17 protein-coding genes are annotated in these 13,848 nt (G+C 64.0%); 11 read left to right on the top strand and 6 right to left on the bottom strand.

Annotated elements, in window-relative coordinates; translation table 11 throughout:
• The 3 genes from ON44_RS18675 to ON44_RS18665 all read left to right on the top strand — a co-directional run.
• Window positions 1–723, top strand: a 723-nt coding sequence (locus tag ON44_RS18675) for a sensor domain-containing diguanylate cyclase (RefSeq protein WP_040691789.1), incomplete at its 5' end; no start/stop codon positions are given.
• 15 nt (window positions 724–738) lie between these two features.
• Window positions 739–1,293: a GNAT family N-acetyltransferase gene (locus tag ON44_RS18670; RefSeq protein ID WP_040691787.1), complete on the top strand. Its 555-nt coding sequence runs from the start codon at window positions 739–741 to the stop codon at window positions 1,291–1,293.
• A 175-nt stretch (window positions 1,294–1,468) separates the two neighbouring features.
• Entirely contained in the window at window positions 1,469–1,966 is a 498-nt protein-coding gene (locus tag ON44_RS18665; RefSeq protein ID WP_040691785.1) for a CGNR zinc finger domain-containing protein, read from the top strand.
• An 18-nt stretch (window positions 1,967–1,984) separates the two neighbouring features.
• Here ON44_RS18665 and ON44_RS18660 read toward each other — a convergent pair whose 3' ends face one another.
• Window positions 1,985–2,734, bottom strand: coding sequence for a cytochrome P450 family protein (locus ON44_RS18660; RefSeq protein ID WP_157187213.1), 750 nt, complete (start codon window positions 2,732–2,734; stop codon window positions 1,985–1,987).
• Window positions 2,735–3,297: 563 nt separating this feature from the next.
• Here ON44_RS18660 and ON44_RS18655 point away from each other — a divergent pair.
• The gene (locus tag ON44_RS18655) at window positions 3,298–3,711 is read left to right on the top strand and encodes a hypothetical protein (protein ID WP_040691784.1); all 414 of its coding nucleotides are present in this window, start codon (window positions 3,298–3,300) and stop codon (window positions 3,709–3,711) included.
• Between the two features lie 31 nt (window positions 3,712–3,742).
• Here ON44_RS18655 and ON44_RS18650 read toward each other — a convergent pair whose 3' ends face one another.
• Genes ON44_RS18650 through ON44_RS52635 form a run of 4 tightly spaced genes read right to left on the bottom strand, consistent with a single transcriptional unit; the run spans window position 3,743 to window position 6,289 of the window.
• Window positions 3,743–4,366 carry a HEAT repeat domain-containing protein gene (locus tag ON44_RS18650; protein ID WP_040691782.1) on the bottom strand — a complete coding sequence of 208 codons (624 nt, stop codon included), beginning with the start codon at window positions 4,364–4,366 and terminating at the stop codon, window positions 3,743–3,745.
• Complete coding sequence (locus ON44_RS18645; protein ID WP_040691781.1) at window positions 4,363–5,661, bottom strand: putative toxin; 1,299 nt, start codon at window positions 5,659–5,661, stop codon at window positions 4,363–4,365. The genes ON44_RS18650 and ON44_RS18645 overlap by 4 nt, the downstream gene beginning before the upstream one ends.
• A 6-nt stretch (window positions 5,662–5,667) precedes the next feature.
• On the bottom strand, window positions 5,668–5,955 hold the full coding sequence (locus ON44_RS18640; RefSeq protein ID WP_040691780.1) for a WXG100 family type VII secretion target: 288 nt from the start codon (window positions 5,953–5,955) through the stop codon (window positions 5,668–5,670).
• The gene (locus tag ON44_RS52635; RefSeq protein WP_040691779.1) at window positions 5,945–6,289 is read right to left on the bottom strand and encodes a WXG100 family type VII secretion target; all 345 of its coding nucleotides are present in this window, start codon (window positions 6,287–6,289) and stop codon (window positions 5,945–5,947) included. Before ON44_RS52635 ends, ON44_RS18640 begins: the two co-directional genes overlap by 11 nt.
• Window positions 6,290–6,434: 145 nt before the next feature.
• Between ON44_RS52635 and ON44_RS18630 the strand changes: the two genes are divergently transcribed.
• Together ON44_RS18630 and ON44_RS18625 are read left to right on the top strand one after the other, a co-directional pair.
• Complete coding sequence (locus ON44_RS18630) at window positions 6,435–6,881, top strand: PaaI family thioesterase (protein WP_040691778.1); 447 nt, start codon at window positions 6,435–6,437, stop codon at window positions 6,879–6,881.
• A 32-nt stretch (window positions 6,882–6,913) separates the two neighbouring features.
• Complete coding sequence (locus tag ON44_RS18625) at window positions 6,914–7,507, top strand: histidine phosphatase family protein (RefSeq protein WP_218007606.1); 594 nt, start codon at window positions 6,914–6,916, stop codon at window positions 7,505–7,507.
• Window positions 7,508–7,689: 182 nt separating this feature from the next.
• Here the strand turns inward: ON44_RS18625 and ON44_RS18620 are convergent, their stop codons facing one another.
• Window positions 7,690–8,172: a VOC family protein gene (locus tag ON44_RS18620; RefSeq protein ID WP_040691776.1), complete on the bottom strand. Its 483-nt coding sequence runs from the start codon at window positions 8,170–8,172 to the stop codon at window positions 7,690–7,692.
• 441 nt (window positions 8,173–8,613) lie between these two features.
• Between ON44_RS18620 and ON44_RS18615 the strand changes: the two genes are divergently transcribed.
• From ON44_RS18615 to ON44_RS46895, 5 genes are all read left to right on the top strand, one after another.
• Window positions 8,614–9,696, top strand: a complete 1,083-nt coding sequence (locus ON44_RS18615) for a sugar ABC transporter substrate-binding protein (protein WP_040691775.1) — start codon at window positions 8,614–8,616, stop codon at window positions 9,694–9,696.
• Between the two features lie 75 nt (window positions 9,697–9,771).
• On the top strand, window positions 9,772–10,542 hold the full coding sequence (locus ON44_RS18610; protein ID WP_040691774.1) for an ATP-binding cassette domain-containing protein: 771 nt from the start codon (window positions 9,772–9,774) through the stop codon (window positions 10,540–10,542).
• A complete protein-coding gene (locus ON44_RS18605) occupies window positions 10,539–11,780 on the top strand; it encodes a sugar ABC transporter permease (protein WP_040691770.1) in 1,242 nt (413 codons plus the stop codon). Before ON44_RS18610 ends, ON44_RS18605 begins: the two co-directional genes overlap by 4 nt.
• Window positions 11,781–11,808: 28 nt before the next feature.
• On the top strand, window positions 11,809–13,002 hold the full coding sequence (locus ON44_RS18600) for an ROK family protein (RefSeq protein ID WP_040691766.1): 1,194 nt from the start codon (window positions 11,809–11,811) through the stop codon (window positions 13,000–13,002).
• Window positions 13,003–13,190: 188 nt separating this feature from the next.
• Window positions 13,191–13,736 (top strand): Rv3235 family protein, encoded by a 546-nt coding sequence (locus ON44_RS46895; RefSeq protein ID WP_157187212.1) that lies wholly within the window; start codon window positions 13,191–13,193, stop codon window positions 13,734–13,736.
• Window positions 13,737–13,848: the final 112 nt, after the last annotated feature.

The raw sequence follows: 13,848 nt of genomic DNA, 5'->3' as shown, positions 1-13,848 counted from the left end.
CCCGGTCGGTCGGTCGCCGAATTGCTGGGTCCCGCGAATATCGGTGACGCATATGCCAATTTGGAGCACCTACTCAGCGGTCGGACCGACCGCTTCCGCCTCGAAACCGACCATCTCCGACGTGACGGCACCATCACCAGCATCGACCTGTCCATGTCCGCGGTCCGCGACAGCGGTGGGCGGGTCCGCTTCCTGATCGGTGTCGCCGTCGACGTCACCGAACGCAAACAATTGGCCGACCGGCTGTGGCACGACGCCAACCACGACAGCCTGACCGGTCTACCCAACCGTGTGCTTTTCTTCAATCGACTGGCCAATGCCATTCCGCCAGTTGGTGTTTGCTATCTGGACCTCGACGGGTTCAAGGAAGTGAACGATGTGTGGGGGCATACGGTAGGGGACCGGGTGCTGCGCGACGTTGCCCAGCGTCTTCGTGAATCCGTCGAATCCATCGGCGGATTGGTCGCGCGAATCGGCGGCGACGAGTTCATCGTACTCGTCGAGAAGTGCACTGGCACAGAGCAATTGGAAGCAATTTCCGCGCTCCTGCTGGACGGGCTCGCCACCCCGATACAGGTGGCCGGGCGGCCCGTGGTCGTAGGCGCCAGCATCGGAACGGTTTTCGCCGAAGACCGCCCCACCGACATCGACGAAATGATGCACGCCGTCGACACCGCGATGTACCGCAACAAAGCCACGGGAGGACGCAGGCTCCGGCAATAGCTACGGAAGGTCACGATGTTCGCGATATCCCTCGGTGCCGACGGTGCCGAACTGCGTCCACTCGAACCGCGGCATGCCGCGGAGTTCCTGGAACATATGGACCGGGGGCGGGAGTCCATCGGCCAGTACATCAAAGTTGCCGACGCCGTAACGGATCTGGAGTCGAGCCGCACCTACCTGCGCGAGTACGCGGAGAAGGCGGCGGCCGACACCGGCCGGATCTATGGGATCCGGCTGGACGGCAAGTTGGTCGGCAGCGTCCTGTTCCGGACGATGGACCTCGCGCTCGGCGTTGCCGAGGCGGGCTGCTGGCTCGAGCCCGCGGCCGCGGGCCGTGGCCTGGCGACCCGGGCCGCCCGCGTGATCATCGACTGGGCAATCGAGGAGCGCGGCATCCATCGCGTGGAGTGGCTGGTCGCATCGCCGAATCACGCCAGCATCGCCGTGGCGCGGCGGTTGGGAATGACCAAAGACGGTGTGCTGCGGGAGTTTTACCCGCATCGGGGGCAGCGATTCGACGTGGAGATCTGGTCAGTGCTGGCCCCGGAGTGGCGGCCGGGCATCGGCTAGGCCCATTGTGCTGGTCCCGGCCAGCGCCACCACCGCCCCGTGCTCGCTGATCAGCCACCGCCCGCAGATGCAGCGCAGGTAGCTGGTGGCGCCGTGCGACGACACGAGGGTGGGCGACGACCAGGAGCAAGACGGGCAGGTGGCGATCATGCGTCCAGCCTGATGTAATGACTTTGTGCATTTCAACCCTTACGGAGGCGCCGCGGCCGAACTCGCCGCCCGCCTGGTGAACGCGGACCCGCGGCAAGACCTGCTGCAGCTGCTCGCCGATTCCGGCTACAAGCCACTCGGCACCCTCAACACCCGGCAGACCGCCGAGCTGCGCCGCTGGATCGCGCGCCTCGACGAGGTCTTCACCGAACCGGGCGTCGACCTGCTCAACGCCCTACTGGCCGAGACCACCAGCCAGCCCTACATCTCCACCCACGACGGCCGCGCGCCCCACCTGCACTACGCCCGCGAGGACGCCCCGATCGACGAGCGCGTCAAGGCGTACACCGCCGCTGGGCTCGCGGAGCTTTTCTGCGAGGACCCCGGTCGCATCGGACGCTGCGCCCGCGAGGGCTGCGGTTTGGTCTTCGTCGATACGTCCCGCAATGGTCGACGTCGCTTCTGCTCGACGCGCTGTTCGAATCGCGTTCATGTTGCGGAACATCGGGCGCGAACCGCTTGAAAGTCGTTCCGCTGTAATTCAGGCAGTTAGCCGAACAGGCAACGCGGCCAGCCCATGCGAGCGCCAAGACGCACGGTATTCCAGCTCGGACTCCGGAATCGACAGCCGCGCTTGCGGATACCTCTTGAACAACTCCGGTATCACGGCATCGACGATCATGTCGCTGACCTGCGCACCCAGGCAATAATGCGGTCCACGCCCGAACATCAGGCTCGCCCGCCCGCCGCGTGCCGGATCCGAATCCGCGCCGAACAACGAGAGCAATACGGTGTCGCCCTCGGGAATCGAGCGGTCGCCGATCGTCAGATCCTCGACCGCGAACCGCCGGATCGCGAACGGGACAGGATTGGCGGCCTCCATGGTTTCTGCCCGCCGCGTCGACCAGGTCGTCAACGGACTATCCGATGCGAGCAGCGCGGCAAATATGTTGCCGCACAAATGAACCGCATTCTCCAGCCCGGCCAGCATCATCAGGAAGGCCAGCGAAACCAACTCATCCTCGGACAACAGGTCCGCCTCGGCACCCGCCCGCACCCACCCACTGATCAGGTCATCGCCCGGCTCGTCCCGCTTGGCCCGCACCACGCTCGTGAACGTCCTGGCCAGCCACTCGACCGCCTCCGCCAGCCGGACCGCAGACTCCTTCGACGAGGCATCGAAGGTCACCATCGCACCAGCCGCATCGCGCAGCTCGCCATACCGATCAGCGGGCACACCGAGCAACTCACCGATCACGAGCGCCGGCACGGGAACACAGAGCTGCTCCATCAGATCAACTGTGCCACCGGCATTTTCATCCAATGATCGAAACGCGGCCGCGCTGATCCGCTGAACCACCTGCCGAAGCGAATCACCCGACCTCCGCGAAAACGCAGGCGCCGCAAGCCGCCGCAGCCGCCCATGCTCCGCCCCATCCAAATTCAGCAAATTCCGATCCAACGCCGGTGGCAACGAAAACCCCGAATACCCACCCCCGGAATACCGCTTATCCACACTCAGCCGCACATCCCCCAAAAGCCCCGCCACCTCGTCATACCCACTGACGACCCAAACCTGCTGCCCGCCAGGCAGTTCCCCCCTCCGAACCGCCCCACGCCACCCACCATGCTCCCGCCACCGAGTTCGACCAGAGGCCCCAACCGGACACCTATCCACCACAACTCCTCACTACCACCCATCCGAAAATATTGCGCAGGGCAACCGACTATCTGATAGTCCCGAATGACGTCCGCATTCGGAAGGCGTTGATGCCGTCATTGTCGTCAGGCGCCCATAGATGACAGGTGCGCTAGCCTCGATTAGGTCATCTAGCGGGTTGTGAAGGGAGATCAGTGGTTGCGTGGAGGGAGGCTGCCTCGGATGAGGCGCAGTCCGACCTGGATGGTCTGCTTGATGAGGCGTTGACGTTGGCTGAGCGTCGCCTTTCAGAACGCGGAAAGTTCTTCCCTTTCGGGCTGGTTGTCGACAGCTCGGGTGCGACACAGCTGATCGCTGCTGACGCTCAGGCTGCCCAGCAGGCACACGAATCCAACATCCGGGCGGTCGCCGCAATGCGCGCCCAGGTTCGTGCTGCCGCGCTGGTTGTCGATGTCCGACTGCCCGAAACCGGTGGTGACGGCATCGAGGTGTTTCTCGAGCATGCTGAAGGTATTGCGTTGAATGTCTTGGAGCCCTACCAGCTTCAGGGGGAAGTTGTGGTCGGCGGCGCGTTGGAGGCATCCACCGCGCAGCGGCGGATCTGGTAGCAGTTGCCTGCCCGGGTGGAGTAGTGGCCCGTCAGCCTTGGTCATAGCGAAGAATTCTGTCTGCCGAGCGGCGATGGTATTTGTTCTTCGAAGTCAGGAACGGTTCGACGTGCTCGCGCACGCCTTGGGCGCGCAGTTTCGCCAGCGCTTCCAGTGCGTGTCCCTGTACGTCCGGGTCATCGAGTTGGGAAACGGCGACAGCGGCCGCTTGCGGATGCCGGGATTTGCCGAGCCAGGCCACCACCATCTGGCGATCGGTACCGAATGCTCGGTTAGCGGCGATGACCGAGAGTTGGTCGAAATATTCGGGGCTGGCCGGGATGTCGTATATCGCGTTACCAGCCGACCAACGGGCAAACGAGCGCATCTGCTTGGACTCATCGAACTGTGCGATCAAGGCCGCGGTCGCGGCGGACTTGCGCGCTTCCTTGCGGCCCAATGATTGTGCCAGCGTCAACCGTGCCAGTGCGCGGCCCTCAGTTTCCGGTCCTGGCCATCTGGCTTCCAACTCGATCAACCATTGCGACAGCACGTCGATTTCCGCGGGTGTGATGGAAACGGCGTGGGCGATCGCGGGGATCGTCTCCGCGTACCCGCCCACCTTGCTGTAGTCGGCGAGCAGCTGTGCCGCGGAGATGTCGTCGGTCGGGGTCAACTCTTGAAGTCCATCTTCACGTGTTTGATCTTCCCTTGTTGAATCAACGCTTCGATTTCTGGTGCGAGCTCCGTGCTGTTGTCGGTGACGAGTACGAACTCGTAGCCGTTGGCCTGGGTGAACTGGACGAAGTCCTTGATCTGATCCGTGTACTCCTGGCGCTTAACGTTCTTGACCTCGGTCAACCTCTGGTTGCCGGTGTCGAGGTCGTCGGGGATGCGCCGCGTCGCGCCGGTCACCGATGGTATCGATTGTTTAGGTTTGGTCGGATCGATGCCCGCACGGGCTTCGGCTTTGGCGCCTTCGAGTTTATTGCGACGCCGCTGCTCTGCAGAGGTCGGCTCGGGTGGGCGTTTGAGCTGCAAGTCGAGGACGGGCTTGAACCTCGTGTTCACGGTGTTGACCACCGTCGCCGATACCCCGTTGAGGGTGCCGTTCGTTACGTCGCGTGCGTTGGCCAGCCCGTCCAAGATGGCCTGAATACGGCTACGGCTGAGCTGTATTTCGAGCTCGGCGGCGATGCGGATCGCTGGTGCGATCGGTTTGCCGATCGTTGCCTCGTTGACGTCGTTGATCGCCTGGGTCACCGTTTGAAGTTGCAGTTCGCGTTCGATCCCCTCCTGCGCCGCGGTGAGAATATCGGCGTATCCGCTTGTGGCGCCGCTCTGTTGACGCATCGCGTCGGCCAGTAGCTTCACCGCCTCGAGCACAGTTTTGTTGGTTTTGTCGATGTCGGGGATTTCTGGCGAGGTTGATCCGAGCAGGCGCTTCATCTTGACTTTGATCTCACTGTCGAGCGCCTGGTAAGCGCTCGCAGCCGCCAGCCAACTGTCTGCTGCCATCTGTAGTTTTGCGGTGTCACCATTGATCCATTTGACCGATCCCATGACGTCGCGCCAGCCCATGGGTTCTGGTCTGGATCCACCCGCAGGGTTCTTCAACGGTCGCGCCGTAGCGGTTTGGCCGCCTGGGTCGGCCTCGGGTAGTGCACCGCCGGGGGTGTTGTAGTCGTCGGCGTTTTCGGATTGATCGTGGTTGACCCCGCTCTGCCGAATCAACGCCGCCATCCGAACCAGCACATCGGTGGCGATACCGGCAGTAACCGATGCTTCGATCCCGGACCGGAAATAGTTTCCGCCCCACTCGGTTCCGCCGGGGTCGCGGCCGCTCATTTCGGTGGCCGCGCGTAGCTCCTGATCCATCTTCAGCAGCGCTGCTGACGCGGCGCGGCTGGCCCAGCTATAGGCACCGGCTAGCTCGTAGAATAGCTCCGGGTCGACATCGAGCTGCGTCAATCGGCTTCAGCCCCGCCACATTTCGACGTTCGCCGCGACCGCTGCGCTGTACCGCTGGTGTGCGGCCTCGGCCGCACACCGCATGTCCTCGACACCCTGGCGGATTTCCTCGGCAGCGGCCATAAGCCTGGTATGGGATTCCTGTTGTGCGGCAGCGGCGTTGCCTTCCCACACCCCTTGCAACTTGCTGATCGCGCTGTCGAAGGCAGTGATCTGGTCGTTGAAGAAGCCCTCGAAACCCTTCATCCGCGTGACGACCGAGTCCAGTACCTCCAGATCTACGCTATGACGCATCGGGTAGGTCCAGTGAGGAGGCCACCGACTGGATGGCTTCAGTGTTCGCGTGCTCCTGCTCGAGGTAGGCCTCCGCGCTGGTGTTCAACGCGACCGTCGTATCCCCCATGGCGTCCAACAGGTCTGCCAATCCCTGCTTGACCTCGGCGTATCCCTCCGCGAACAATCCACCCTGGTACCCCTGCCACGTCCGGAGCAGTGATTCCACATCCGTATCGAGCGACTTGAATCCGGAGGTGAGTCCGTCCAACAGGTATTTGACTGCCTTCGCGGCATCAACCAGCTCGGCAGGCACAGCCACCAGTGACTGTGCATCCGATGACCGTTCCCCCACGACTTTCTCCAAGCGCCACTTGCTATTACGTCGATCGTATCGGAGGCCACGCCACTTCGTGACGAAGAAGTCGCTACGCCAAAGGAACTCACGACCAGCGTGACATCGCGGCGTAGGTTCGTGGTGTGCCGAGTTGAGGAGTGACGTGACGACCAACGAGCGATCCGGTCCGTTCTGGGACGGGGCCAACGGGAAGGCACCGCTTCCGCCCGCCGCAGCCACCCTCGGTCTGGAGTTCATCGAAGCCGACCCTGATGCCGGAACCATCGTGCTGGCATTCACTGCGATCGAAGCGTTTACGAACCCCATGGGCAACGTCCTCGGCGCATTTCTCGCCGCGATGCTCTACGACACTGTCGGCCCGGCCCTGCTGGCCACGCTGGAACCCGATCAGTTCCAGTCGACCCTCGACCTCAATGTCGCCTTTCTGCGGCCGGTGCGTCCTGGACGGCTCATCGGGCGCGGGAAGGTCGTCCATCGGGAAGGTGATATCGCACATCTGCAAGCCGACCTTGCCGACGGCGAAGGGGCACTTGTAGCCACCGCGACCGCGACCGCACGGGTCATTCCGTTCGGCGTCCGTGCGCCCTGAACCGCAACGGGCCGCCGATTGTCAGGAGCCGCATGAGCGTCAGGATGTGGTGTCTGCGGCATGCCGAATCGGAGAACATCACTGCGGGTATCGCCGGAACCGTACCGTGGTCGCCGTTGACCAAGCGCGGCCGTCGCCAAGCCGCCGAGACCACCCGCGTCCTGGACGGCGAGCCGATCACCCGGATCTATTCCAGCACAGCACTTCGCGCGCAGCAGACGGCTGAGATCATCGCATCGCGGCAGCGTCTCGACGTCGTTGCGATAGCTGACCTGGCCGAGGTCGGTATCGGCGAGTACGAGGGGACCACTGATTCGGCGGTCCGCAAACAAACCGCTGAAGTCCTGCGAGCCTGGATCATCGAGCACGATCTCGAACAGCGAGTCGCCAACGGCGAATCCGGACGAGAGGTGTTCGCCCGCATGGCCGCGGCCTTCCGGCAGATCGCAAGTGTCCACCGGGGCGAGACGGTCGCAGTCGTCGGCCACGTGGCCAGCCTTACCGTCACGGTGGCGCGGCTGTGCGCTCTCGGCTCCCGTGTCTGGGGCTCACCGCTACCGCCCGCCGAGCCGTTTCTCGTGGAATGGGACGGCAGCACCTGGCACTGCCCATCGTGGCCGACGTAGCCGAGCGGTTTGTCATGCGCACGCCGAGGACAGGGCATCGGTAATGCGTTCTGCAGCTGCACCTTCCGTGCACAGCTGTGTCTCCGGGACCGTTGATCGACTGGGCGCCGAGAGAACTCGAGGGGGTGCGCGAACGGAGCTTGCTGGTGGTTGCTTACGACGGGGCAATCGCCGTTCGCTGATTACGAATCGCTGCCGAGTCGCGGCTCCCGGTATGCGTTCGGGGTGCCGTCGGGGCCGAATTCCAGGCCGGCGAAGCCGGTGGGGTAGTCATCGGGTTCGTAGAGGAACCGGATCACGGTGCCGTCCGGGTCGCTGATGTCGAGTGCCGCGCCGTACGGACCGCGGTCGTGGATCTCGCTATGCGATGCGCCCAGGCGGTCGGCGCGTTCGATCAGCTTCGTGAAGGAGTCGAGTGAGTCGACGCGGAGGGCGAAGGCGTCGAAGTCGTTGAGGTGGGGGCGGCTGGCGCAGTAGAGGCGTTCGCGTAACGCTATGTGCAGGTCGGCATCTGGCTCGAGGAGGACGACGCCACGCACGGCGCCGTTTTCGAAGAACTCGAATGCGGGTTTCAGATCCAGGAGTTCCCGGTACCAGGCGACGCTCTTCTCGAGGTCGGTCACGGGCAGCTTCACTTGGCGGATCTTGGTGATTCCGATGGTCATCGGTGGTGTCCTCCGCGTTGGCATCGAATGGAATCACGCTACTCGATTGTCCGCGAATCGGATCGCGTACTCGTCGGCCTTCGGGGGCGGTGCTGCTCGATCTCCTCGTTTCGGGCTCACACCGCGCCTTGATCGGATTCGGGTCGCGGCGCTGACCCTCCGTCGTCACCAAGCTTCGCGGCCTCTAGGAGGCTTGGATCGTCCGGAATTCCGTACCGGCCTTGTAATTGCCGGCCGCTGCGAACGTGTCTCGCGGGGGGTGGGCGGTCGAGTGACGCGCCCAACCGTCGTCCCGAAACCGGATTGTTATGGCGAACAACAAATATCTTTCCGAAACGGCTGTGCTTCGGGTCACAGTGCAATATGTTGTGTCGAACAACATTCGCTCTTGCTCGACTGCCCGGTCTGATCGGGCGGTGGTTCGACGAAAGGCTCGCCCTCATGCGTAAGGGGATCCTCGGCATTGCGGCCGTATCGGTCGCGCTTCTCACCTCGCTCACTGCCTGCGGGGACGACAACAAGGACTCCGGGGGTGGGGGTGCCAAGATCGGGGTGATCCTGCCGGACAGCAAGACATCCGCGCGGTGGGAGACGGCGGATCGGAAGTATCTGCGGGCGGCGTTCGACGCGGCAGGGATCAAGGCGGATATCCAGAACGCGCAGGGGGATAAGAACGCCTTCCAGACCATCGCGGATCAGATGATCACCAATGGCGCCTCGGTGCTGATGATCACCAACCTCGACAGCGGGACCGGCAAGGCGGTGATCCAGAAGGCGAAGTCGCAGGGTGTGACCGTAATCGATTACGACAGACTGACTCTCGGCGGCGGGGCGCCGTTCTATGTGTCGTTCGACAATGTGAAGGTCGGCAAGTTGATGGGGGACGGGCTGGCCAAGTGCCTCACCGACAAGAAGGCGGTCAATCCGATCGTCGCGTATCTGAACGGCGGACCGACAGACAACAACGCGACGCTGTTCAAGAACGGCTACGACGGCGTGCTCAAGCCGAAGTTCGATTCCGGTGAGTATGCGAAGGGACCGGATCAGGCGGTGCCGGAGTGGGATAACACCAAGGCGGGCACCATCTTCGAGCAGATGCTCACCGGCACACCGAATCTCGGCGGTGTGGTCGCGGCCAACGACGGGCTCGGCAATGCCGCGATCGCGGTGCTGAAGAAGCAGAAGCTGAACGGCCAGATCCCGGTGACCGGCCAGGACGCCACGGTCCAGGGCCTGCAGAACGTGCTCGCGGGCGATCAGTGCATGACCGTCTACAAGGCCATCAAGTTGGAGGCCGACGCCGGCGCGAAGTTGGCGATCGCACTCGCGAGGGGTGAGAAGGGCGAGGCGAACAGCACCGTCGACGATCCCGAAGCGAATGCGAAAGTACCCGCGGTGCTGCTGGAACCGAAGGCGATCTTCAAGGAGAACGTGAACGACGTGGTCGCGGACGGCTATGTCACCAAGGCCGAGCTGTGCACCGGCGAATTCGCCAAGCTCTGCGCGGATAACGGGGTCCGCTGATCGTGTTACACCGCCCCTTCCGCGATTCGATGAGGGGACCGCGGAAGGGGCGCCCCAACTTGAGGAGCTGCACCCATGCCGGATACCCCGGTCATCGAATTACGCGGGATAGAAAAGAGTTTCGGTCCCGTCCATGTCTTGCACGAGGTCGCCTTCTCCGCGTACTCGGGTGAGGTGACGGCACTGGTCGGCGATAACGGCGCGGGCAAGTCCACGCTGGTCAAGTGCATCGGCGGTACCCATCCGATCGATTCGGGTGAATTCCTTTTCGAGGGCAAACCGGTGCGTGTGCACAGTCCGCGTGACGCCGCCGATCTCGGGATCGAGATCGTGTACCAGGATCTCGCACTCTGCGACAACCTCGACATCGTGCAGAACATGTTCCTCGGCCGGGAGAAGAAGCACGGCCTGGTCCTCGACGAGTACGGGATGGAGGAGCTGGCCGGAAAGACCTTGGCGGGCTTATCGGTTCGGACGGTGAAGTCGGTGCGACAGCAGGTGGCGAGTCTGTCCGGCGGTCAACGCCAGACGGTGGCGATCGCGAAAGCCGTGCTGTGGAACAGCAAAGTGGTGATCCTGGACGAGCCGACGGCCGCGCTGGGTGTCGCTCAGACCCAGCAGGTGCTCGAGTTGGTTCGTCGACTCGCCGACAAAGGCCTTGCGGTGGTGTTGATTTCGCACAACATGAACGACGTCTTCGCGGTCTCGGATCGGATCGCCGCGCTGTATCTCGGCCGGATGGCGGCCCAGGTGCGCACCGCCGACGTGACGCACGCGCAGGTCGTCGAACTGATCACCGCCGGTCGCAGCGGAAGTCTCGGCCTCGGAAATGGAGCAAGCGTATGAGCGCCGTGGTTACGGATAAATTCGAGGCCACATCCTCGCCGGTGACCGAGCTGGTCAACTCGTATGTCGGACGGGTGCGCAGCGGGAATATGGGTGCGCTGCCGTCGATTATCGCGCTGGCGGTGCTGTCGGTGGTGTTCTGGATCGCGCGGCCGGTGTTCATGACGCAGGGCAATTTCGCGAATCTCCTGACCCAGGGCGCGGCCATCGCGGTAATCGCCATGGGACTGATCTTCGTTTTGCTGCTCGGTGAGATCGATCTGTCGGCCGGATTCGCCAGCGGTGTGTGTGCGGCGGTGCTCGCGGTACTGCTCACCGATAAGGGATGGCCTTGGTATGCAGCGGTTCTCGTCTCGCTGCTCACCGGCGTCGCGATCGGGCTGATCATCGGGACGATCGTGGTGAAGATCGGAATCCCTTCGTTCGTGGTGACATTGGCGGCGTTTCTGGCATTGCAGGGTGTCGCGCTGAAGATCATGGACAACGGGCGCAATATCTCGATCCACGATGAGACGATCGTCGCGATCGCCAATAAGAATGTGGCGCCTTGGCTCGGCTGGGTGATGTACGTGGTGCTGCTGGCCGGATTCGCGATTGTCCAATACCGAAAACTGCGGGCGCGCACCAAACTCGGTCTCACCGGTGAAACCGCGCCGGTGATCGCGCTGCGGATCGCGGCGGTTGCCGTGGTAGCGGGTGCGGCGGTGCTGATCCTCAATGACGAACGCAGCCGCAACCCGGCGATCAACTCGCTCAAGGGCATGCCGATCGTGGTGCCGCTGATCGTGGCGCTGCTACTGCTCTGGACGTTCGTGCTCAACCGCACGTCGTTCGGCAGACATATCTACGCGGTCGGCGGCAGCGCGGAAGCGGCTCGGCGAGCGGGCATTCCGGTCGATCGGATCAAGATCTGTGCCTTCGTGCTGTGTTCGACAATGGCGGCGGTGGGCGGGCTGATCGCGGCATCGCGGGCCAACTCCGTCGATCCGAATACCGGCGGCAGCGATGTGTTGCTGACCGCTGTCGGAGCGGCCGTGATCGGCGGTACGAGTCTGTTCGGCGGGCGCGGTCGGATGCTCGACGCGGTGCTCGGTGCGGCGGTGGTCGCGGTGATCAATAACGGAATGGGCCTGATGGGCTACAGCGCGGGCACCAAATTCGTTGTGACAGGATTCGTACTGCTGTTGGCAGCGGGAGTGGACGCGCTGTCGCGCAAGCGTGCGTTGCCAGGAAGTTGACCGACTGACCGGGAGGAGGTTCGCCCGAATGAGAGCTGCACCTTCCCCGGACGAGATCCGGCGGCAGAACCTCGCCGTGCTGCTGCGACATGTCCACTCGAGCGGACCCATGTCCCGGACGGCGCTCGCCGAGCGGATGGGGCTCAATCGCAGCACCATTCTGGCGCTGACCGCCGACCTCGCCGCCGCCGGTCTGGTCAGCGAGGAACTGCCGGGGCAGACGGGGAAGGCGGGGCGGCCGTCGCTGGTGGTGCGGCCCGAATCGGAGCGCGTCTACGGGTTGGCGCTGGATGTGGGGGCGGATCGGCTCGCGGTGGCTCGGGTCGGCTTGGGCGGGGTGATTCTCGATCGGCGGGAAACGCGCCGTCCCAGCGGCACATTCGATCCGAATGATGTGATCGGTGCGCTCGTGGACCTCGCGGAGAACATGATTCGCGGGTCCGGGCCCGAGACCATATGTGTGGGTGTGGGAGTCGCGTTCTGTGGGATGGTGCGGGAAGAGGACGGCGTCGTTCGGTACGGGCCGAATATCGGGTGGGTGGATGTGCCGGTCGGAGCGCGGCTTTCGGAGCGACTCGGGTTACGCGTGGTGGTCGGTAATAATGCCAACCTCGGTGCGCTTGCCGAACGGGAGCGTGGTGTCGGTATCGGGGTTGCGGACATGATCTATCTGCACGGTGAGGTCGGTATCGGAGGCGGAATCATCATGGGCGGCAAGCTGCTCGGTGGTGAGGGGGGATATGGCGGCGAGGTCGGGCACATGATCGTGAATCCGGGTGGGCGGGCTTGCACGTGTGGGTCGCATGGCTGTTTGGAGGCCGAGGCGGGCGAGCTCGCGTTGATTGCGGCTGCCGGGCGGGCGGATCTCACCGGGCGTGCGGCGGTGGAGGCGATCGTGGATGCTGCGGCGCGTGGTGATGCCACTGCCCGAGATGCGTTGCACCAGGTTGGGGATTGGCTCGGGTACGGCGTCGCCAACCTGGTCAATATCTTCAATCCGACGATGGTCGTGTTCGGTGGCGTGCTCCGCGAGATCTACCTCGCCTCCGCCGCGCAGGTCCGCAGCAGACTCGCGGTGAATGGGCTGCTCGCGGTGCGTGAGCGGGTCCGCCTGCGCACCTCCGCCCTCGCCGACGACGCCCCCTTGATCGGTGCCGCCGAACTAGCCTTCGCCGACGTCCTCACCGACCCCCTCCAAACCCTCGCCCGCATCTCCCCCTGACTCGCATCAAGATCAGGTGGAATCTGTGCAGGCATCGGCCGAGAAAGCTCCGCCACCAGTTCCACCTGATCTTGATTGCATGTGCGCCAGAGCGGTCGCTTGGGTGGTTTACCTGGGGGGATATTCGTGGAATGCTGTCGCGGTCGGAGCTTGGGGGTAGTAGGTCGAACTCGTTTGGGGGGTGTTGGGTGGAGAGACATTCGTCGGGGCTTTCGTATGCGCCGAGGACCGAACCGCCGTTGTTGCCGTACCGTCCGGCCGGGAGCCGCGCGGAATTCGAGGATCCGCCGCGTGCGTCGCCGTGCCGCACGCCGCTATCGCGGAATGATCAGACCGGACGATCCGGTCCGCCGGGTATGCGGCGGGCGCTCAGTGCGGGGCACGCCGAGTTGCCGCCGCTCGTCGAACTGGATTCGACGGCACAGCAATTCGTCGAGCGTGCGCTGCGGTTGGCGCTCGAGATACTCGACCACCGCCGCCCCGTCGCCCAACTCACCACCATGGCCACGCCCGCCGTGGTCTCTGCGGTGCGGACCATAGTCCGAGCCGACCTCGCACCCGGCCGCACACTCGGCGTAGCTGTGCTCTACCGCGCGGGCCTCATGATGGTCGACGCCTCGACCGCGGAAGTCTTCGCCACCTACGACCGCGGCCGCCAACACTTCGCCATCGCCGCCCGCATCGCCCGCACCCGCTCAACGGACTGGCGGCTCACCGTTTTTCGAGTGCGGTGAATCCGACGCACAGTCGCCATGGTGCGCGCCGTGGCGGCTGGCGTTGTGCGGTGAATCCGACGTGCGCCCAGGTGGTCGGCGCGTGCGGACTTTGCCCGGCAGCAGACTTTGC

It is taken from the genome of Nocardia vinacea NBRC 16497, from assembly GCF_000308835.1.
Classification (GTDB): domain Bacteria; phylum Actinomycetota; class Actinomycetes; order Mycobacteriales; family Mycobacteriaceae; genus Nocardia; species Nocardia vinacea.
Note: the sequence above shows the minus strand (reverse complement) of the source record. Positions and strands in the feature narration are given on the sequence as shown.

What these genes read in the sequence shown, in the direction of transcription:
- ON44_RS18610 (WP_040691774.1), top strand. Translation starts at nt 9,772, where the DNA reads ATGCCGGATACCCCGGTCATCGAATTACGCGGGATAGAAAAGAGTTTC.
- ON44_RS18660 (WP_157187213.1), bottom strand. Translation starts at nt 2,734, where the DNA reads ATGGAGCAGCTCTGTGTTCCCGTGCCGGCGCTCGTGATCGGTGAGTTG.
- ON44_RS18605 (WP_040691770.1), top strand. Translation starts at nt 10,539, where the DNA reads ATGAGCGCCGTGGTTACGGATAAATTCGAGGCCACATCCTCGCCGGTG.
- ON44_RS18670 (WP_040691787.1), top strand. Translation starts at nt 739, where the DNA reads ATGTTCGCGATATCCCTCGGTGCCGACGGTGCCGAACTGCGTCCACTC.
- ON44_RS18615 (WP_040691775.1), top strand. Translation starts at nt 8,614, where the DNA reads ATGCGTAAGGGGATCCTCGGCATTGCGGCCGTATCGGTCGCGCTTCTC.
- ON44_RS18625 (WP_218007606.1), top strand. Translation starts at nt 6,914, where the DNA reads ATGAGCGTCAGGATGTGGTGTCTGCGGCATGCCGAATCGGAGAACATC.
- ON44_RS18640 (WP_040691780.1), bottom strand. Translation starts at nt 5,955, where the DNA reads ATGCGTCATAGCGTAGATCTGGAGGTACTGGACTCGGTCGTCACGCGG.
- ON44_RS18620 (WP_040691776.1), bottom strand. Translation starts at nt 8,172, where the DNA reads ATGACCATCGGAATCACCAAGATCCGCCAAGTGAAGCTGCCCGTGACC.
- ON44_RS18600 (WP_040691766.1), top strand. Translation starts at nt 11,809, where the DNA reads ATGAGAGCTGCACCTTCCCCGGACGAGATCCGGCGGCAGAACCTCGCC.